Annotated in this window: 20 protein-coding genes and 2 pseudogenes; 16 read left to right on the top strand and 6 right to left on the bottom strand. The window is 52.8% G+C overall.

Translation table 11 applies throughout. From position 1 onward, the window contains the following. The first annotated feature begins 4 nt into the window (after nt 1-4). The 9 genes from ABVF61_RS30505 (at nt 5) to ABVF61_RS30545 (ending at nt 9,239) form a co-directional block, all read left to right on the top strand. Nucleotides 5-460 carry a hypothetical protein gene (locus tag ABVF61_RS30505; RefSeq protein WP_353997389.1) on the top strand — a complete coding sequence of 152 codons (456 nt, stop codon included), beginning with the start codon at nt 5-7 and terminating at the stop codon, nt 458-460. Continuing rightward, on the top strand, nt 460-1,584 hold the full coding sequence (locus ABVF61_RS30510; RefSeq protein ID WP_353997390.1) for a TrbL/VirB6 family protein: 1,125 nt from the start codon (nt 460-462) through the stop codon (nt 1,582-1,584). The genes ABVF61_RS30505 and ABVF61_RS30510 overlap by 1 nt, the downstream gene beginning before the upstream one ends. A gap of 24 nt (nt 1,585-1,608) precedes the next feature. Continuing rightward, complete coding sequence (locus ABVF61_RS30515) at nt 1,609-2,289, top strand: VirB8 family type IV secretion system protein (RefSeq protein WP_353997391.1); 681 nt, start codon at nt 1,609-1,611, stop codon at nt 2,287-2,289. Next, entirely contained in the window at nt 2,286-3,023 is a 738-nt protein-coding gene (locus ABVF61_RS30520) for a TrbG/VirB9 family P-type conjugative transfer protein (RefSeq protein WP_353997392.1), read from the top strand. Before ABVF61_RS30515 ends, ABVF61_RS30520 begins: the two co-directional genes overlap by 4 nt. After that, a complete protein-coding gene (locus ABVF61_RS30525; protein WP_353997393.1) occupies nt 3,020-4,405 on the top strand; it encodes a TraB/TrbI/VirB10 family type IV secretion system protein in 1,386 nt (461 codons plus the stop codon). The genes ABVF61_RS30520 and ABVF61_RS30525 overlap by 4 nt, the downstream gene beginning before the upstream one ends. Next, nucleotides 4,405-5,394, top strand: a complete 990-nt coding sequence (gene virB11, locus ABVF61_RS30530; protein ID WP_353997394.1) for a P-type DNA transfer ATPase VirB11 — start codon at nt 4,405-4,407, stop codon at nt 5,392-5,394. Before ABVF61_RS30525 ends, virB11 begins: the two co-directional genes overlap by 1 nt. A 9-nt stretch (nt 5,395-5,403) precedes the next feature. Beyond that, nucleotides 5,404-5,613 (top strand): YqaE/Pmp3 family membrane protein, encoded by a 210-nt coding sequence (locus ABVF61_RS30535; protein WP_353997395.1) that lies wholly within the window; start codon nt 5,404-5,406, stop codon nt 5,611-5,613. A 34-nt stretch (nt 5,614-5,647) separates the two neighbouring features. Beyond that, nucleotides 5,648-6,121, top strand: a complete 474-nt coding sequence (locus tag ABVF61_RS30540) for a hypothetical protein (RefSeq protein WP_353997396.1) — start codon at nt 5,648-5,650, stop codon at nt 6,119-6,121. 364 nt (nt 6,122-6,485) lie between these two features. After that, nucleotides 6,486-9,239 (top strand): EAL domain-containing protein, encoded by a 2,754-nt coding sequence (locus ABVF61_RS30545; RefSeq protein WP_353997397.1) that lies wholly within the window; start codon nt 6,486-6,488, stop codon nt 9,237-9,239. 727 nt (nt 9,240-9,966) lie between these two features. On the opposite strand, the gene ABVF61_RS30550 is transcribed toward ABVF61_RS30545, so the two are convergent. Both ABVF61_RS30550 and ABVF61_RS30555 read right to left on the bottom strand, forming a co-directional pair. Next, nucleotides 9,967-11,181 carry a M24 family metallopeptidase gene (locus ABVF61_RS30550; RefSeq protein WP_353997398.1) on the bottom strand — a complete coding sequence of 405 codons (1,215 nt, stop codon included), beginning with the start codon at nt 11,179-11,181 and terminating at the stop codon, nt 9,967-9,969. A gap of 68 nt (nt 11,182-11,249) precedes the next feature. Beyond that, nucleotides 11,250-12,110, bottom strand: coding sequence for a HalD/BesD family halogenase (locus ABVF61_RS30555; RefSeq protein ID WP_353997399.1), 861 nt, complete (start codon nt 12,108-12,110; stop codon nt 11,250-11,252). 101 nt (nt 12,111-12,211) lie between these two features. Between ABVF61_RS30555 and ABVF61_RS30560 the strand changes: the two genes are divergently transcribed. The 6 genes and pseudogenes from ABVF61_RS30560 to ABVF61_RS30585 all read left to right on the top strand — a co-directional run bounded on the left by ABVF61_RS30560 (nt 12,212) and on the right by ABVF61_RS30585 (nt 15,633). Then, nucleotides 12,212-13,105 (top strand): LysR family transcriptional regulator, encoded by an 894-nt coding sequence (locus ABVF61_RS30560; protein ID WP_353997400.1) that lies wholly within the window; start codon nt 12,212-12,214, stop codon nt 13,103-13,105. A 591-nt stretch (nt 13,106-13,696) separates the two neighbouring features. Then, complete coding sequence (locus ABVF61_RS30565; protein WP_353997401.1) at nt 13,697-13,996, top strand: IS66 family transposase zinc-finger binding domain-containing protein; 300 nt, start codon at nt 13,697-13,699, stop codon at nt 13,994-13,996. A 39-nt stretch (nt 13,997-14,035) separates the two neighbouring features. After that, nucleotides 14,036-14,215, top strand: a pseudogene (locus tag ABVF61_RS30570) (IS66 family transposase); the annotation flags it as partial. 54 nt (nt 14,216-14,269) lie between these two features. Continuing rightward, nucleotides 14,270-14,425 carry a hypothetical protein gene (locus tag ABVF61_RS30575; protein ID WP_353997402.1) on the top strand — a complete coding sequence of 52 codons (156 nt, stop codon included), beginning with the start codon at nt 14,270-14,272 and terminating at the stop codon, nt 14,423-14,425. Continuing rightward, the gene (locus ABVF61_RS30580; protein WP_353997592.1) at nt 14,392-14,682 is read left to right on the top strand and encodes a hypothetical protein; all 291 of its coding nucleotides are present in this window, start codon (nt 14,392-14,394) and stop codon (nt 14,680-14,682) included. The genes ABVF61_RS30575 and ABVF61_RS30580 overlap by 34 nt, the downstream gene beginning before the upstream one ends. Before the next feature lie 354 nt (nt 14,683-15,036). Continuing rightward, nucleotides 15,037-15,633: a cytochrome P460 family protein gene (locus tag ABVF61_RS30585; protein WP_353997403.1), complete on the top strand. Its 597-nt coding sequence runs from the start codon at nt 15,037-15,039 to the stop codon at nt 15,631-15,633. Nucleotides 15,634-15,787: 154 nt separating this feature from the next. On the opposite strand, the gene ABVF61_RS30590 is transcribed toward ABVF61_RS30585, so the two are convergent. Beyond that, complete coding sequence (locus tag ABVF61_RS30590; RefSeq protein ID WP_353997404.1) at nt 15,788-16,117, bottom strand: c-type cytochrome; 330 nt, start codon at nt 16,115-16,117, stop codon at nt 15,788-15,790. Between ABVF61_RS30590 and ABVF61_RS30595 the strand changes: the two are divergent. Beyond that, nucleotides 16,007-16,329 (top strand): annotated as a pseudogene (locus ABVF61_RS30595) (integrase core domain-containing protein); the annotation flags it as partial. The gene ABVF61_RS30590 and the pseudogene ABVF61_RS30595 overlap by 111 nt on opposite strands. A gap of 91 nt (nt 16,330-16,420) precedes the next feature. Here the strand turns inward: ABVF61_RS30595 and ABVF61_RS30600 are convergent. The 3 genes from ABVF61_RS30600 to ABVF61_RS30610 form a co-directional block, all read right to left on the bottom strand. Beyond that, a complete protein-coding gene (locus tag ABVF61_RS30600; protein ID WP_353997405.1) occupies nt 16,421-17,278 on the bottom strand; it encodes a carbohydrate ABC transporter permease in 858 nt (285 codons plus the stop codon). Beyond that, nucleotides 17,275-18,216 (bottom strand): carbohydrate ABC transporter permease, encoded by a 942-nt coding sequence (locus tag ABVF61_RS30605; RefSeq protein WP_353997406.1) that lies wholly within the window; start codon nt 18,214-18,216, stop codon nt 17,275-17,277. The genes ABVF61_RS30600 and ABVF61_RS30605 overlap by 4 nt, the downstream gene beginning before the upstream one ends. Nucleotides 18,217-18,280: 64 nt before the next feature. Next, the gene (locus ABVF61_RS30610) at nt 18,281-19,501 is read right to left on the bottom strand and encodes an ABC transporter substrate-binding protein (protein WP_353997407.1); all 1,221 of its coding nucleotides are present in this window, start codon (nt 19,499-19,501) and stop codon (nt 18,281-18,283) included. Nucleotides 19,502-19,507: the final 6 nt, after the last annotated feature.

A 19,507-nucleotide genomic window follows, 5' to 3' on the forward strand; every position in this document is an offset into this window, starting at 1 on the left:
CGCGATGTTGAAGACACTCATTGTTGCCTGCTCGATGGTAGCGATTGCAGGCACGGCACAGGCGGCCTCCAAGACCTCGTTCGGCTGTGGCTATGCGTCTCCATTTGGTGGGGACGCATACAAGAAATTCGACGCAGAAAACGCAAACAACGCTAGTGCCAGTAAGCTCCTAAGACACTACACCATCATCTGGCAAGAACAGGAGGTTGCTCGAGTTTGCGAAGCGTACGGCCGTGGCGAACCTGCTGAGTTTGGATGCCTCATAGACAGACGCGACTACGACGCGATCCTCGCAATGATGCCCGATAACTATAAAAGTTTGGGGCTTGTCGAGCTCAACAATTGGGCAGCAACAAGAGATGTCAGCCTTGCCCAAGAAACCCGGAAATACAAAAACCTGGCGCACAATGCCTGCGTCAAATCGGGTGCTCGTAAAGGTAAGCTCAAGGAGGTCAATTGATGGCCTCCTTTATCACCGACACGTTGGATTTGATCGATACGGCTGTTTCTAGCTATGCGGAAACAGTCTTCCAAAGTGTTTCTTCCGAGATCAACACTGCCCTTGTTGCCGCCGGTCTCGTCGGTCTTTCGCTGATCGCACTCAACTCAATCCTGGCGTTTTCGACGGTCAGCATGCGCAGTTACATCACCTGGTCTGTGCGCTACATCATCGTATTGGCCGTTGCGACCAGTTGGACCCAATTCGAGCCAATCTACAACATCATCACAGATGTGCCCCAAAACTATGGGGGGGCTCTGCTTGCAGCCTCGGGTGCCAATGTTAGTGACAACGCTGGCTTGAATGCCGCCATGGACGAAATGGTCACATCCATATTCGATTATTCGGACCAGATGAACGAAGAATCCGGTTGGCTTGGCATCAGTATTTCGGCAGTGCTGCTATCTGTATTGGGAATGATCATGGCATGTGTGGCCATCGTCATTTCTACAATAGGTAAGGTTGGACTAGGGCTGGCCATTTCGATCGCACCGCTCGCAATCGGTGCTCTTGCCTTTAACGGCACACGCCAACTCTTCGAAACCTGGTCGCGCATGACCATTGGCATCGCTCTGATCCCTCTCGTTCTCGCCGGAATTATGGGTGCGGTGATCGGTGTCGGACAAGAAATTTTGGCTAATACACCGGATGCGACTACGATTTCCGACATCGCCGGCTTCGTGATTGTCACCCTTGCCGCCATCTTCATGATGAAAAACGTGCCGACCTACGCAACCGGTCTTGCCGGAAGCGTTGTTGCCGTTGGAACAGGCGTTTCCGACGCCATCCGAATGGCAAGCTCAACCGCGTCCATGGCAGCCGGGGCGGCAACCGCGCCGGTGAGAGCCGCCTATGGTGCGGCCGCCCGGCTTGATGCGGGTCAGCAAGCCGCCGCGGGCGCCGCAGAACGCGGCAGTCCGAGGGCCGGTCAAATGGCCGCCTTCATCACCCAGGCAGCGCGCATGAGCAAAGAACGGCAACGCTATTCGGATCTATCCTATATGCGCGGACCGTCCGGACGGCCTTCGGCCCAGAACCCGAAAGCACCAAAGGCGCCGCAAAGCTCCAAAACCAGCAAAAGCTAAACCGGCAGACAGGCACGAAGCACAATGCGTCAAAACACACCTGATGAGGTCGCCTACTCGTTTGAGGAAGAAGTGTTCTTCTCACTCCGGCGGCAGCGCAATATCTGGTCGGTCATCGCCATATTGAGCCTCATCCTGGCGATCGCATGCATTGGCTTCGTTGCCATGCTCCTGCCGCTCAAGGAAGTGCGGCCATACCTGGTCATGGTCGACAAGACGACGGGCGAGGCCGAACGCCTCGCCCAGGTCGAACCCCTCTCGCTCTCCGAGCAGGAAGCCGTCATCCAGGCCGAACTCGTTCGCTATGTCACCGACCGCGAGACCTATGACGTTGCCGACAACGCCACCCGCATTCCCGATGTCCTGAACCGTTCAACCGGTCAGGCAGCGGAAAGCCTGCGGGCGCTCTGGAACTCCGCCAACGAAGACTATCCGCCGGAACTTTATGAAGACCGCAACCGGCTGAAGGTGACGATCGTTTCCATGTCGCTCCTTGGCGACAGTCACGCCCAGGTCCGCTTCCGCAAGGCGCTACAAGAAAGCGGCTTGGACGACATTGAACGCGACTTCGTGGCAACCGTCCGCTTTGCCTTCGAACCGAAGGTCGAACGCAATCTACAGGCCGTTTGGGCAAACCCGCTCGGCTTCAAAGTCTCCAATTACCGCATCGACGCGGAAACACTCACCAACAGGGGCGCACGATGATCAAAAAAACACTGACCGGAACGGTCCTGTGCCTGGCAGCCTTAACGCTTCCCGTCCTCGCCGAATCCGTTCCTAAATCGCTTCCTGCTGATTCACGGATCAAGCAGTTCGTCTATAATGAGCACACCGTCTACCGGCTGGATCTCCACACCAACTTCATCTCCACCGTCCAGTTCGGCCGCGGTGAGAATGTACAATCCATTCAGGTTGGCGATAGCGCATCCTGGCAGATCGTCAGATTGAAGCGCGGCGATGTGATTTCTATCAAACCGCTCAACTCAGATGCCGTCACCAACATGACTGTCTATACGGACCGGCGCGTCTACACCTTCGAGCTGCGCGCCCATCGTGGCCGTGGGAGCCGGACTGGCGGTCTCAACTTCCGCACCACCTTCAGCTATCCAACGCCCGTTGTTGCGCAATTTTCCGACGCAAGTTCCTTAAGCAGCCGCAACTATGATTACAGCGTTGCCGGCAGTGCCGACTTTGCGCCCACATCCGTCTACGATGATGGCAAACAGACCTATTTTGTCTTTGACGGCTCCGGGCGTCAGCCGGGCGTCTTCAAAGTGGGGCAGGGGGGCCGTGAATATACCGTCAATTCACGCACTGCGGGCAATACCATCATTGTCGATGGGGTCAGCGATGAATGGACCGTCCGCATTGGCGGCGATGCCATCTGTATTGCCTCTAGCTCCAGAGTGGCCGGATGGAGCGGGGTCAACAAACCATGACCCTGAGCAACGAACCCGAAGCAGAAGACAAACTGTCGACCCGTCAGCAACGTTTGAAGGGTGGCGGCGGATCCACGAGCCCGCTCATCTACGTTCTGTTCTTCATCGGGATTGCGGTCGCGGCGGCCTTTCTGCTGTTCCCCCAGGAAATCAGCAGGCTTCTTGGCCTATCCACCTCCGAAAGCGAGGCGATCCAGCGGACCTCTGAAACCAACAACACAGGGCTGAACACCAATCTTCGACCGCGGCAAAGTCTCGACACGGACCAGCCGGAACCGGAAATCGTGATCAGGCCGGTTGAGCGGCCCGCACCGGAAATCCTGGCCCCGCCACCGGACAGATCCGCCGAGCTGGAAGCGCAGATCGATGCTTTGCAGGCGCAGATCCAGGAGCTCTTGACCAGGCCCGCTCCTGCACCGGCATCGGGGATCTCGCCGGAAGATCTGCAGGCAGCTTTGGCGGAACAGTCAAAACGGGACCGCGAGGCAGCCGAGAACCGGGAAGCCCTGCTGCGCGCGGAAATGGAAGCCAAGCTTGCCTCTTTAAGAGCACCGTCACCGTCAGCACCGGCGGGCCCGGACCTGGACGAACAGGAACGCTTGAGGAAGCTCAAAGAACTGGAAGAGCGCAGAGCGGCCCGGGAAGCGGAGCTTCGGGAGCGTCTCTTAAGCGACGCCAACATTTACGACGAATCCGAGGAAGGATTCACATCCGGGCCCTCTGAGGGACCCGACGGCGTTCAGGAGATGTCTTCCAATGAGCGCTTCTTGAGCCAGAATGCAAATCTGGGCGTCTCCACCTCGAAGGCGCGCGATCTAGGTGACATTTCCAGGACCATCGTTCAGGGCACGATCATAACGGCCGTCCTGGAAACCGCCGTCAACACGGAGCTGCCAGGTTCCATGCGCGCCGTCGTCTCCACACCGGTCTATTCCTATGACGGGCAGGAAGTTCTCATGCCCAAGGGAACGCGCCTGATCGGAACCTATAATAGCGATATCTCCATTGCCCAGAAACGGGTCCTCATCGCCTGGAACCGGGCGGTCACGCCGGAAGGAAAATCCATCTCACTGGCCGCGACCGGTGTCGACCGGCTCGGCCGCGGCGGCGTTGAAGGCAATGTGGATTCCCGCTTTGTGCAACGCTTCGGAACGGCAGCGCTCATCACCACCATCGCATCGCTCCCAACCTTCATTGCCACCGTTGCGTCCGATGGCAATGAGACCAGCGATGCAACGATCTCGCTGGCCTCCGACGTCAGCGACGATCTGGAAGATCAGACCGAAAGCGTTCTTGAGGATTATCTGAGCCTGCCGCCGATCATCCGCCTACCGCAGGGCTATGAGGTCAAGGTGTTCGTCAATCAGGATCTCGTCTTCTGATGCATGCCGTCAGTTCCTATGTGGAAAGCAACCTGAAGGCTCTCAAAAGTCTGCTCACGTCCGAAGACGTCAATGAAATCGTCATCAATCCGGACCGGGCGATATTCGTGGAGCACTCCGGCTCCAGCTACATGGAGCCGGTCACGGATCTGTCGCTCACCGACGATGAAATCCACTCCATCGGATATAATCTTGCCGGCGAGACCAAGAACACGCTCGGCGAAGCGCAGCCCATCGTTTCCGGCCGGGTCCGCGTCTTCGGTCACGATGTCCGCGTGCAAGTGGTCATTCCGCCAGCGATCGAGGCCGGTGTCAGCATCTCGATCCGCAAGTTCGTCAATCGGGTCTTGAGTGTCGATCAGATCGGCTTTGTCGCCGGCAAGCCCATCGATGTGGAGAAGGAACGCGAGCAAGAGCAACAGCATCTTCTTGAGATGGCCGGCAAAGGTCAGTTGGCAGAGCTGTTGACGCAGGCCATCCATAAAAAGCTCAACATCCTGATTTCTGGTGGCACATCCTCCGGCAAGACCACCATGGCGCGGGCCTTGCTCTCCCTGGCACAGCCGGAGGAACGCATCGTCACGATCGAAGATGCCGTTGAGCTCCGGCCGGAGCACAAAAACAGCGTCGCGCTTGTGGCCGAGCGGTCCAGGGAAAGCAACCGGACCGCCGCGCGATTACTGGAATCCTCCCTTCGCATGCGTCCGGACCGGTTGATCCTGGGCGAGATCCGCGGCGGTGAAGCCTATAACTTCCTGGAAGCAATCAACACCGGCCATCCCGGCTCCATCTCCACCATTCACGCCGACAGTCCCGCGCTCGCGCTGGAGCGCATGGCGCTGATGGTCATGCAGACCGGCGTACCGCTCACCCGGCAGGACGTCATTGAATATGCCAGCGCCACAATCGACATGATTGTTCAGGTGGGGCGCCGGAACGGAAAACGCGGCGTTCTGGAAATCCATATGCCGCAACTGGAAAAACACTAAGGAACTAATATGCGTCTGATCCTCGCCATTCTTTTGCCCTGGCTGCAGTTCTTCACCATCGGCCGTCCCTTCGCCGGCATCATCTGCCTCGTTCTCCAGATAACCATCATCGGCTGGATCCCGGCCGCGCTTTGGTCGGTCTATGCCCTCGGCCAGTACAAAACGGACAAGAAAATCGCCAAGGCGGTCGCCGCGCAACAAAGAACTGATCACACTTAATCCTGGCCGGAACACGAATGGACGATGCCGTTACATGACGCTCCAAAACTTGCTCGACATCCTGAGAAAACAAGGAAATACACGACGACTTTTGGAACTGCGTCTGTCGGCATATCAGCTCTCAAGAGCAATAGGTGGTCAGACCAGGATCATGACCGTCAGCTGCGTTGTAACGACGCCTTTAATTCTGCTGCTCTACAAGAGTGACAGGCTCACCTGGTTGTCTGAAGACACGCTCATGACGGCGATCGTCGTTGTCTTGGTCGCCGCGACCTTGGCGATCTGCCTGAACGACGTGTTCTTAAAAACCTTCGCGGCACAAATCACCCTCGATGAGGCGAACGCGCTCGATCGTTTGGCTGCGTCTGGAAATGCCGAAGCCGCCTTCTGCCTTGCAGAGCTCCACGCCAAGCGCGGCGCTGATGCCCATGAATTCATGTGGCTTGAACGAGCCACAAAAATGGGGCATCGCAAGGCAGCGGAGCTCCTGCGAAAACGCAACTCATAAGACACTTTCTATTGGATCAAGTTAGGTGCAGTGCACCTGCCACACTTTGACAAAGATGCGGCATACGATGATGACAGCCGGCCAGCACTGTCATCAATCTGTCTTTTCCCGAGAGTATGCGCTGCCCATCAACAACCATTGTGAGGCAGTACATGCTGGAAACGGAGCGTCTTCTCCTTAGGCATCCGAATGCATCGGATTGTTCAGCTTGGACTGCTTTGCTTTGTCAGTCAGCTCTCCTTCAAGGTAACTCAATTCACGTCTCCTACTCCGAAAAAAAAGGAATTAATTTTTTCACTGATTTATCTTTTCTAAATCTCTACCTCGAATTACGCTAAGGGCGTGACGCAGGTGGAGCGATCTATTGAAAAATAACAGTGCGGTCTTGCTGTTCTTTATCTCTATTCTGTCGACTAATTATTCTTTTGCCGAGGTAAAGCGAAGCGTTCTCGCCATTCACTCTTACAATTCAGAGCATGTCTGGACTGGAATGCTCAAAGACGGCATAGACACTACCTTCGCTGATGACAATAACACTCGATTGTTCCACGAATACCTGGATGCGAAACGGTTTCCGGATCAACTGCATGCTGATGCATTTTTTGAGTATTTGATAGGAAAATACGCGACCACCCAACCCGATCTTGTGATGGTTTCCGACGATGTCGGCCTGCAGACTCTATTAACGCATCGAGATGGCTGGCTTGCAGATGTTCCAGTCGTCTTCATGGGGATCAATCAAGTATCCCAATCATTGATCGATTTGCCGAGAACCACTGGTGTTTTCGAAAACCGCAACATAACAGCGACTGTGCTAGACATCAGAGCCATAACCGCAAAGGATGAATTGATCGTGATCTCCGACCGGGAGGCGGCGGGGAGTGCCAATCTTTCCAAAGCAAAAGAGGCAGCGGACCACGAAAAGGCACCTGACAAGATCCACTTCATAGAAGAAATCTTCAAAAGGGACGCCGTTCAACAGCTCAGCCGTTTTCCTGCCGATGCGCCTATTCTGCTTGTGGGTCAAATCATCGATGGAGACGCCGGAAATGCTTTGATTGGATGGCGGGAAGGCACGGCTCTTCTGTCTAGTCAGCTGCCGAACCCCGTTTTCACGATCGCCATCATATCCATGAAACACGGTTCGCTGGGTGCCCACAATCTTGATGGTGTCCTGCACGGCGCTCAGGCCGCCAATCTAGCGAAACAGATCTTGAGCGGCACCCCGGCAGATGACGTGCCCGACCTTGTGAACGCCGAAAGCCTTTGGATATTGGACTGGCAGCTGATGAAAAAGCTCGGCTACACAGAGAACCCGTTCCCGGCCACTGCGCAGATCGTCAACAACGACGAAAGCTTCTACCAGAAATACAGATACCTCGTCTGGAGTACTAGCCTCGCTTTCGCTATCGCCATTCTCATAATTCTACTATTGGTCGAGATCATCCGGCGTGGCAACCGGACACGCGATATCCTGATTGAAAATGAAGAGCGATACAAAGACTTGGCACAGGTCGGTTCTATTGCGTTTTGGGAAACGGATGCCGATGACCGTGTCCGGTACGCATCGAACAATTTTACTCCATTGATGGGCATCCAGCCAAGTGAACTAGTTGGCCGTCCAATCATAGACCTCGTCAATTTGGATCCAAGAATCGAATTTCCAGTTGAAGAGACCAAGCGCCTGATGCGTGCTCATCGTCCAGTCAAGAATCTGTCGTTTAATGTACATAGCTCCGCAAAGGATCTTCAGATCTATCTGTTGAACGCAACCGTAGCCACCGATAAGTCAGGCGGATTTGCCGGATATCGCGGCGTCCTTCGGGAAGTCACGCAAGAGCATCAAATTTCTCAGGAGTTGGCCTATCTTGCCGCCTTCGATTCAGTTACTGGCCTTGAAAACCGTACGAGCTTTTTCAAGAAGCTAAAAGACACAGCGGGGATGCCAAGCAAATCAGCTGCGCCTGTATGGGTCTGTTTTCTGGATCTTGACAGATTTAAGACCGTCAACGATACGGCCGGACATCTTGTCGGCGACGCCATGCTTGTCGAAGTAGCAAAGGTCATCGGAAATTGCCTTGGAGACGGTGATCAAATTGGCCGTTTGGGAGGCGATGAGTTCGGCTTGATTTTAGGGGCACGTTCACCTTCAGACGTGAAGGTAACATGCGACTCTATCGTGAAAGCAGTCGGTGGCTATCATTTTCAGTGGCAGGATCGTCTTTTTTCCGTCGGTGTCAGCATCGGCGCTGTTCCGATAATAGACGGCCTTACCGAGACCGAATTGCTCAGCAAAGCCGATCTGGCCTGTTACAAAGCTAAGGAGGCGGGCCGGGGTCGGGTTTACCTAACCGACTTTGACCATGGTGATCTCTATGACGAAGAGCGGGAAATGGGTTACATTGCAAACGTCTCTCAAGCGTTGTCGCAAGACCGGTTCTTTCTCGTCAAACAGCCGATTTGTCCACCCGAGCATGGCGGCACAGACGCGAAACACTACGAATTTCTGCTGCGCTACAAAGACGAACACGGAAACCTGATCTCGCCAAGTGTCTTTGTACCTGCTGCCGAAAAACATGGCGTCATTGGTCTGATAGACCGTTGGGTCGTGGAGCGCGTCTTCATGTGTTACGAGGACTATTTTCCTGACGAAGATGTTTTAGTATCCATCAATCTTTCCGGCATTAGTCTCAGCAGTGAGGAATTCGTCGATGAGATCGAATTGCTTTTGAAAAACAGCGCCGTCAAACCGGAAAACATTTGTTTTGAAATCACTGAGACCGCGGCGATTTCACAACTAAGCCAAGCATTGACATTCATTGAGCAAATGAAAAAACACGGTATCAAATTCGCACTCGACGATTTTGGCAGCGGAACCTCTTCATTTGGATATCTCAAACAACTTCCGATCGATTATGTGAAGATTGATGGCAGCCTTGTCAGAAACATTTTGATCGAGGAAACAGATCTGGCTATCGTTAAGGCGATCAATTCTATCGCCCATCTGATGCACATGAAGACGATTGCAGAATTTGTCGAAACAGACGAGATAAGAACGCTACTAGCTGGCATCGGTGTCGATTACGTTCAAGGTCATGCTGTCGGTCGTCCAACCTAAAAGATCTTTCTAGTGGTGAATGGTCCCATAGTGCCATCTACCCGCTTCCAAAGCTGGCGTCTATGATCGCCTGAACTAGCTAAACCACGAAATCACAGGCATAAGCAACTGGTGTTCAGATGAGATCGCCGAGCTTACTAGACGTAGTAGTCCTTACTACTATTGGCATTCGACCGCATTTGGAAAACATCCGCCGAACCGAAGGCTCGTTTAGAGAGGTTTATCCCTACGCTGCTGTGTTGCTTAGTTCATTTAAGCTTGACTAAATTTCTTCTGTCTCAATTTCGATAATACTCGATCCCTGGTTGGACTGTTCTGAAACTAGCTGTACGCTCCGAGCAATTTCTTGAGTTGGTTCATCATGCTTTGCGACAACGTCGGAAATGGAAATGTCCCGCAAGCACCCACATATCTAGACATGGAGCGGTTCTATCAGCATGTCACGAACGGTGGAATGACCTGTTCCGAAGCCTTTCACCTCACTAAACGCGAGATCTGGGCGAACAAAATCGAGGGCGTGTCCGAGGATGTGGCGCCTGCCTTCGTTTTTTATTCGCATTGATTCCAAATGTTTGCCAACAACTGGCAACACTGCATTTGATTAGCAGCATAAAAAAACACTTTTTAGCTGAGTTCGCGCAGAAAATAGCTATCAGCCATTATGCAAGCCGTTGCCAGCGAGCATTTATGCCTATTTGAACGTTATTGCTAAAATTTAATAAAAAAATCAAATAGGCATAAGACGCGGTTCGTAACCATATGTAGAAAGACGCTCGATTCCGTCTTCTTTAATGAGAACTTGTTCTTCGAGTTTAACGCCTTCGCCGCCTTTCTCGTGGCCAATAAAGGCTTCGACGCAGATCGTCATATTCGGTTCGAGCACACCGTCTTCACCGATTTCATCCCAATCTACCATGTGCCGGATCAGAGGCCATTCTCCTGCCATTCCATTCCCGTGCGCGAGCACCATGTATCGATTGGGGATATAGGCTTCGGGTATTGGCCAAGACTTTTCAGCAAACTCACGAAAGCCGACACCAGCACCGAGCAAAGCGATATTGTGTTCAAGCATCTCGTAAGCATAGCCGTAGATCTTCCGCTGCTCTGCCGTGGGCGTTACGTCCCCACACAGAAAAGTGCGAGAAAAGTCAGTGTAGTACCCGAAACAACCGATTGCGTCCGTATCGAGTGCAACAAGTTCGCCCTCACGCAACGGTTTGTCACTTGTCTCCTGAAACCACGGATTGGTGTGACTACCTGAATTGAAGAGCCGCGTTTCGATGTATTCTCCACCACCTTCAATGAGCTTTTGATGCATTTTGGACCAAACTTCGTTTTCCGAGCGCCCTGGCTCGATGTATCGCTCCATTTCCGAGACGGCAGCTTCAGTGCATCGGACAGAGGCGCGAATCAGCTCCAATTCGTTAGGCGATTTAATCGCACGGGCCTTGTCCAGGGGAACTTCCGCATCCGAGACTTCAACTGCGAGAGCTTGAAGGGCTCCGACCATCTCTGTTGTGGGGCGGTCAATTCCGAGGCGCATGTTCCCATTTCCGTGAGCTTTCAAGAGCGCAACGATTTCATGGGCAAAATTTTTCAGGTGAGTCTGGTACTTAGTTTCAGAGTAGAGTGGGTGTAGTGCATGCGCAGGCCTCACTTCGTGAACCGTATCAAGCCCTGCGGACAGATGTCCGCAACCGTAGTATTCAAACAAGACAACCGGCCCTTCGGCCGGCACAAAAACATATCGTCCGGGATTCCGGGCCGTATTTACCTGCATGTTCCTTGAATTGCAGGCATAGCGCAGATTGATGGAATCAAACAGCAGTACTGCCGCAAGTTCGTGCTTCTTCAAGGATGCTCTCAAGCGCCGTAGCCTGTCGCGTGCTGCAGCATTAGCAGTTTCCGCACTGGGCGGAGCAAAGGACGTTTCGGTCAACACGTATGGCCTCCGAGAGGATGTAAAGGTTGAAACTGAGCTCTCAATTCAAACTATCGAAGCGCATTATTTCAGCCCGCTAGGCCATCAACTAGACGGTTCTGGTCCGCATCGATATGGGCCTGCATGCAGCGGCCATAGGCCTGTCGTGTACTATCAGCAGTGCCAATGTACCCAGCGTCTTCAGAATAGCCGAAAATAGCTGTGTGGCGTTCACCTTTACCTTCACAAACACGATGCAGTGCGTAGCGGCCCATGAAGAGTTGAAGGTCTCCGACGTCGAGTTCAAGCGTTTTGACTGGGTCTTGCCAACCGTCCAACACAGCCCGCACATCATCGTAGTTTTCGCTACCAGGTGCACGAATACCGGGGCAATACTCAAACAGTCCGCCTGAGTCCGGTTTGACCGTCATCAAGCTGACAATGAATTCATTCGTGTCAAAATGCCAAGGAAGCGTGGTGTCTTCGGGCATGACATTGACCACCAGACCACGCATAGGGTCGGCAAACTCGTGAAGCACGGGCTTGTCAAAACAATCGGCCAGAAAACGCTTAAAGGCAGGGGCTCCATAAAGCTTTTGAATCAGAGCACTTTCAGGTATTAGATCACGGGTTACAAAGCCATTCGTCGCATCCTGAATGCGGCGACGCGGGTGGCAATCGGGAAAACTCTCGTCAACCGAAATATAGGGCGTAAAACGGCTTTGCTTGACCTGCACATTGGGGGCAAGCCTCATACTCTCTTCTCGCAGTTGCTCTAACTGTTCTGCGCGTATGAACCCTTCTATCCGAGCGCAGCCATCGTTATTCAGTCCGGCCTGTGCACTTTTCACCGCAGAGGCGTAGTCCAAGCTATTAGGTGCCAGCAAAGGATAGGCCTCGAGGTCGACAAGGGTTTCGAGAACGAAGTCAAATGAGGTGGGCTTAACCATTCCAGTCTCCTGTCCATATCGCGTCACTTGACTTGAAAATAAGTCGCCCAAGAACATAATAAAAATTTGAATTTCAGGCCAAAAGCAGTAGTTTTTCTAATATGTTTTTAGATCGCTCTCACCTGCAGCTGCTGATCGGCCTTGCTCGTAACAAATCCTTGTCGCGTGCAGCTGAGGCGCAGAACATCACACAGTCAGCGGCGAGCCAGCGTTTGAGGGAGGCAGAGCGGAGGCTAGGTGTTTCGCTAACGCAAAAGCAGGGCCGGTCGCTGACATTGACGAATGCAGCAGAACATCTGGTTGAGAAAGCTCTGGTAGCTGAACGGATTCTAGCTGAAGCGGAAGCAGAAGCACAATGGATCTCGCGAGCCAGTGGGCCTCGGCTGCGCCTAGTGCTGACAGTTTTTGATAGACTTGATATTGTCACGCTCAGTGATGTTCTGGAGCGGCGCGGCATCGGTCTGACACTCCTTCGGAGAATGCCTGAGCAAGTGGGCTCCTTGCTAACCGATGGCCTTGCGGATGCTGTGTTAACACTTGAACAGCATGCCCCACTTGGGCATTTGCGTACTCATGTAACCCAAGATCACCTAGTCGCTGTTTGCGCACCAGGTCATCCGTTCGCGATGGCGGATGAAGTGACAGCAGAGTTGGTTTCGCATGAACGGTATTTCACCTACAGCGAACAACCAGGAGCAGGATTCGAGTATGAGCACTTCTTCAGTCCGGCAGGTGTGATGCCGACAAGGGTAGAGCGGATTGAATCTAGTGTTTCGCTTATAGACCTGGTTGCCGCGGGGCGTGGCGTATCAGTCCTTCCAAGGCTTTCGGTGGCACGCGATGCCAAAGTCGGCCGAGTAAAAATGCTTAGCTTGCCTCTACCCATTCCCGTAAAATGGTGTCTCTCAAGTAAGCAAACCTTCTCAGTTGATTGCACTCCGGCCGAGGTGAGTGAATTGTTAGCTACAATTCTGCGCTCAAGTAACGCAAGTTAGTTGCCTAAGATGCATTGTAGGTCGAGAATTGTGAAAACAACTTGTCCAGAGAAATAGGTTCAGACCTTGTATAGCGAGCTGCTAACTAAGAACTTTATAACTTCGTTTAGCAGTATATTGGCCGAACTCTTGTGTACTTATTGATTTTGGTAGTCAGTTAAAGTTTACGTCTTCCTTTGCTTGCCTGGAGGTCTCAATTTCGGCGTCGGATGAAACGCCTAACTGTCTGGGTGTGGTATTGAGGAGATTCTGAACGCTATGCGATTGAATTTGGGCGGGAACAATGGAGGGTTTTGCGTAAGTTGATGTCGTGTTCAAGCTCTTTTCCCGCCCAAATTAAATCGTACAAGGCTTCAGCTGACCGGGGATTGAAAGAATTGAACGTGTGGCTTTCCCGGGGCGAGTACCTGCGGTTCAAGGTCGCGGATTACCAAGACTTCCGCGGCATTTCGATAAGCTTTGCAAAATAGCTGCTGCATGACTCTTTGATTTCGCTAAGTAGAAGGAATTGCCTTCAATCTCTCTACTGAATTTTGTTCACTAGTGCCAACGCAGCGCTCGCGCTAGCGGAGTCAACACCGACATTTCCGTGTGATTGAATTTTTGCTTTTCAATGGCGAGGATGTAACGGAAGAGTTGGACTACATCCCCGGAGGCTTCATCATGAACCGTATCTCGCGCCCCCGCTTGGCCTGCAGTGGTTGCGAGACGATATGCCAATCACCTCTGGCCGAGGCCATTGGCCGACATGTTCGCGCCGGACAGGCCATCTTCGCGTATGATACGCCCACCAAGATGCAGGTGAAGGGCAAATGCGCGACGGCACGCATCTGGACCTACGTTCGGGATGAACGGCCATGGGGTGGCGATGATCCGCCCGCCGCATGGTAACGGTTCAGCACCGACCGCGAAGGCAAACACGCCGACGGTTACTCCGGATTCAACCAGCTCTATAAGTCCGGCAAAATCCAGGGAGTCGCCTGTATGGCGAATGTGCGGTGGAAGTTCGCAGATATCTTCAAGGCCAGCGGGCTGGAAGTTGCCGAAGAAGCGATCAATCGGATCGAGGAGCTAATTCCAAGGCGACAGGAAGAACGGAGTAAGAAGTAGTCGATGTCAGATTTGTACGAATAGATTGAGACCGGTGGTGGTCCGCACCTTCTTGTGCCGGAAGAGCTTCTGAAGAAGTGGCGTGGGATCGAAGGCTGGTCGGACCATGAAGACCCGGATGACGAAAGCGACTACGCTCGGGGTTGCCGCATAACGAACTGGATCGGAACGGTGCGATGCGGTGCGGTGACGGCGCAGCAACCGTCCTAGCCGGAGATGTTGGACCAATCGCCTGGATGACTGCTGAAGGCCTCGAAGAAGCATTTGCGGCCAAAAACGCAGAGCAAGGCACTCTGGAGACAGGGGCTTCAGGACATTTACGACTTATGGATGCTTCGGATATTGGAACTGATCTCCTTCAGCCCAACCGGTCCCTCAGCCTTAAGCCTGGCACTTATTCCATCCAAGCGGGATACTTCAACACCGAAACCGTCATGATGATCGTTCGAAAGCTCGTGAAGTTCTGAACAAGCACTACCAGCTATGCGGCTTGGCCGGGCGGTTGCTTCTTGAATTGTTTTTCTTTGAGAATATCAATTGGCAAAAGACTAGCGCTGCGGATTGTTGCAAACGCAAAAGCCACTATGATTGTGCCACACTTGGAAAAATCTTCTCCAATCAAGACAATTCGGTTTTTATTCAAAATACCTGAAAGATGCAACAAACTCAAAAACGCTGTAAATAATAAAGGCAGGTAATTTACTTTTCTCGAGCATCTCCGGCCAAGCACGTTATTGTGAATTTGTTTTAGTCTGCTTTTTTCCGAATTTCGAACATACTAATCCTTAGTCAAAACACCGATTGAACTGAGGGAGATTGCTATGCAAAGTCGGCTTGTTTCTTTAGGAAGTTTCGCTGTTGCGCTACTAATGTCTTCAACCGCATATGCTGCTTGTGATGTGCAAAAATCAGGGGACGAACTAACTGCTGATGAAGCCCAATCCATTTATGATTGCCTAAAGTCCGACCTGCAGACCGGATATCAGAACGGCCCGAAACGTTGGATTCCTGCAGATTTTGTGAAAGACTATCCAAATTGGACGCAGGCTAGTGCGTTTCCAGCAGCTCCCGGCTTTCATGGCGGCCGCTTCCTCATGACATATGTCAACTCGATTGGTGCGGACGAGTACCTTAAATACAAGGCAGAAAATGTTACTGTCCCGGCTGGAACTAGGATAGCCAAAGAGTCGTTTTCGGTCGATGGTGACGGCAAAGTCAGCAAAGGCCCATTGTTCCTTATGGAGAAAGTTGCAGGTGGTAAGTCACCAGATACAGGAGACTGGTATTACATGATGGTTTCGCCAAACGGGTCGCCGCAGGCAGTGAATGTAATCACAGCGTGTAGTGAGTGTCATCTAGAGAATTTTGGGGAACAAGGTGGCCTTGGTTATCCGGTAGAAGATGCTAGGATTAAGTGAAGTTGGCAAGAACCCAAATGACGTTTGTACTTGCAACATCATTTGGGTTTTTTATTTTACAGGCTGACTTAATACGATTAACAAGAAATCTTACTTCTAATTTTCCAATATTAAAGATATATTCAAGTTATTCGAACAATTTTTTACTTCATCTTTACTCTGATGCGCCGTCTTGGTCAAGTTGAGCAAGGTAAGCGATCACGTTTGCCCTATCGACCTCCTTTTTAAGCCCTGAGAACGCCATTTTCCCTTTTGGAATGAGCTCCTTCGGTTTGGTTGGGTAAACGTCGAGCGTTTCGGTATCCCAAATTTTCCCCTTTCCTAACGTAATCAAAGACTTCGAATATTTGTATTCTTCAACAACACCCCAAGGCCGACCTACATCTTCGGAGATCTGGCCGAATACCTTGCCGGAAAGGGAATGACGCACACACGCGGTAACCCCTATCATCCGCAGACCCAAGGCAAGATCGAGCGCTGGCATCGGCCCCTGAAGAACCGGTTCTGCTGGAAAACTACTTTCTACAAGGTGATCTCGAAGCGCAAATCGATACGTTCGTCAGCTACGACAACCATCTCCGCTATCACGAGAGCCTGAAAAATCTCACCCCGGCCGCTGTCTACACATCTCGCGGCCAGACCATTCTGCTCGAACGGGAAAGGACCAAAAGGAGGCCCATGAAACAACGGCGCTTGGACGAGTGCGTGGCTGCCTGGCTGACCACGAGTCCGATGCCTAGCTCGAAGAAAGGACGCAAGCAAGAAAACTGCGAACAAAAATTACAGTCTATTTAATCGCGCCAGCTGTCAATCCGGATTGGAACTGGCGGGTCATCAGCAGGTAGGCGACCACCACCGGCAGTGTTGAAATCACCACGCTTGAGAACACAAGCCCCCACTCCGTTGAATAGGAACCAATGAAGGAGACGATGCCCACAGGCATGGTCTGGGCTTCCGGCTTGAACGAGACAATGAGCGGGATAAAGAACTCGTTCCACATCCAGACACCGTTCAAGATCGCGACCGAGACAAGCCCCGGTTTCATGAGCGGCAGAACGACCTTCCAGAAGATCTGACCTTCAGTTGCCCCATCCAAACGCGCCGCGTGGACAAGATCACGCGGCAAGGCCGCGGCTATCGGCGTCAAAACCAGAACGCCGAGTGGCAGCCCCATCGCGGTGTAAGGCAAGATCAGGGCGAGCAAAGTGCCGAGCAGTCCCAGGTGTTTGAGCACAATGAACAGCGGCAGGATGATCGCGTGAACGGGAACAAGCAGCCCTGCGACAAACAAGGTATAGAGCCCCATCGCAAAGCGCTTTTCCTTGCGGCTGAGGCCATACGCAATCATCGCAGAAAGCAGAGTTGAAGCTACGACGGCGACGCTAGTCACGATCACCGTGTTGGGCAGTGTTACAGATACATGTGCATCGCTCCAGGCCCGGGTGTAATTCGAAAACGCGAGTTCCTTGGGGAAACCGAAGGGATTCATGAAGAATTCCGGAACGGTCTTGAAGGACGCCAGAACCATGAAGAAGAGGGGGCCAAGAACCCACAGCGTTGCAAGGACCAGAACTCCGGTCCGGAGAGCGGTCAATGCACCTCTTTGAAAGGCCGTATCACTGCGGACCAATGCGGGGCTTGTCATGACTCAATCTCCCTGCTGCGCAACATCCGGATCAACAGCTGAACGATGACGGCCATGACAATCATCATCAGCAGCGCCATGGCTACGCCGAACGCAAACCTGATATCGGCTGACGAGAAGGACGAACCACCAAAAGCGGTGCGATAGATCAATGTCCCCAGAACATCGGTTGCAAAATTTGGTGCCCCCAGAGGTCCTGTCAGTACGTAGACCACGTCGAATGTTCTAAAGGTGCCAATGAACGTCAGCACCGTGAGGGCCGTAAAGGCCGGTGAAAGCTGCGGGAAGACCACGCGCCAGAACACTTGCCGCGAGTTAGCACCATCCATCTCGGCAGCCTGCTTCAATTCCTCGGGAACGCCTTGCAACCCGGCCAGATAGATGATGATCGCCCACCCCAGACTGTTCCACGCGGTGACCATAATAATGACCATCAGCGCAGTACCCGGTTCACTGAGCCACTGTTTGGCCAGGAAACCCAGCCCAATTGCCTTCAGCATGGGATTGATTAGCCCGATATTGGGCGAGAGCATCAGCGTCCAGATAAAGCCGGTCGAGACGAGAGACATGATCACCGGCAGGAAAAGCACCGTCCGATAGAACTGCATGAAGCGTGGTTTTTCATTGAGTAGAACTGCAATGTAAAGACCGACTGTGTGCTGAAACAATAAGATTGCCAGAAAGATCAGGGCATTGTGAAAGGCCGCCCGGTAAAAGGGCCAATAACCGAGAATTTCAACATAGTTGCCAAGACCGATGAATTTTGCGTCCGCCCCGAGGCCTGTCCAATCGGTCATTGAAATGGCAAAAGCGAGTATCAGCGGCACGAGCATGACCAGAAGAAAGAACAGGAACCCTGGCGCTACAAACCAGAGATGGCCAAGGTTCCGTCCCATCGAGGAGGGCAGTCTTCGCGCTTTTTTTGAATTTCCGGCCATTCCAGCCTCTGATACCGTCAGTCAATCAAAAGAGCGGCCAGTTTCTCCTGGCCGCTCACTGTTGTCAGTTCTTTGACGGTTTGACCGCTGCCTGCAGTGCTTCCGAAAAAGCCTGTGGCGTCATCTCACCCAGGAAAAGCGCAGCAACGTTCTGCTGGGCCACGGACCAGACGTTCCCGGTTTCCGGCAACTCGTAGAAAACCCGCACATCGTTGGACTTTGCAGCAGTCGTGAACTCGTCAAGGATCCGATTGTCAGACGGTGAGACATTGGCCGAGGTGCTCATGGTGATGGTATCAACAACCATCTGCTGAGCCTCGTCACCCAGCATCCACTGCAGGAAGGTGAGCGCTGCATCCTGGTTTTCCGATTTCGAATTGACCATGAAGATGTATTCAAGCCCTGTAACCGTTGCAGGCGTTCCGCCCTCTACGGCCGGGAACGGCACAACACCCAGGTCAACGGCAGGATTAATTTCCTGATATCCGGCATAGTCGGCCGATCCACCAGGCATCATTGCACCCTGCTTCATTGCGGCCAGGGCCTTTCCTTCGACATAAGGTGTCGACAGGGCACCGGGCTGGACGCATGCGGCAATTTCCTGAAGAAATTCAGCCGCCTTCAACATGTCCGGATCGTCGAAGCGGCGCTTGCCAGCTCGAATATCAGCGAAACCGTCCGCTCCCATGATGGAAGATGCCATCATCATGTACATGAAAGAAGGAACGATACCGTCAGATGCCGGGATGACCAGCGGAGTGACACCCTGCTCTTTCATGGCGGTACAGGCCTCCATGAATTCTGCCTGGGTCTGTGGTGGCTCGATGTCGAGTTCTTTCAGAATATCGCGGTGATAGTAAAGCCCAACCGAATAGGAGCCGAGGATCGGAACACCATAAACTTTGCCATTGCTGTCAATCGCTTCGGCAGCCGCAGGACGCAAACTTGAAACGTCAAGTTTTCCGGTCAGGTCGATCACATAGCCTGCATCCGCAGCTGCCTGCGTTTCCGGACCAGCAGGAAGACCGAAAAGGTCCGGGGCTTCACCAGCTGCAAGAGCCGTGTTCAGCCGCGCGGAATAATTGGTTCCGGCAATCTCCTCGAGTGCAATTTCGATATTAGGATGAGCCGCCTCGAACTTATCGAGGATCGCCTCAACCCTGTCTTTCCACTCCGGGTGCTGATGCCACATCGACAGAACGACCTTGTCGTCGGCAAATGAGGACCCCAGCGAAACTGCGAGAACCGAGCCGGCCAGGAGACCGGAACGTAACATGGATTTCATCTTCTC

This window comes from Roseibium sp. HPY-6 (assembly GCF_040530035.1).
Classification (GTDB): domain Bacteria; phylum Pseudomonadota; class Alphaproteobacteria; order Rhizobiales; family Stappiaceae; genus Roseibium.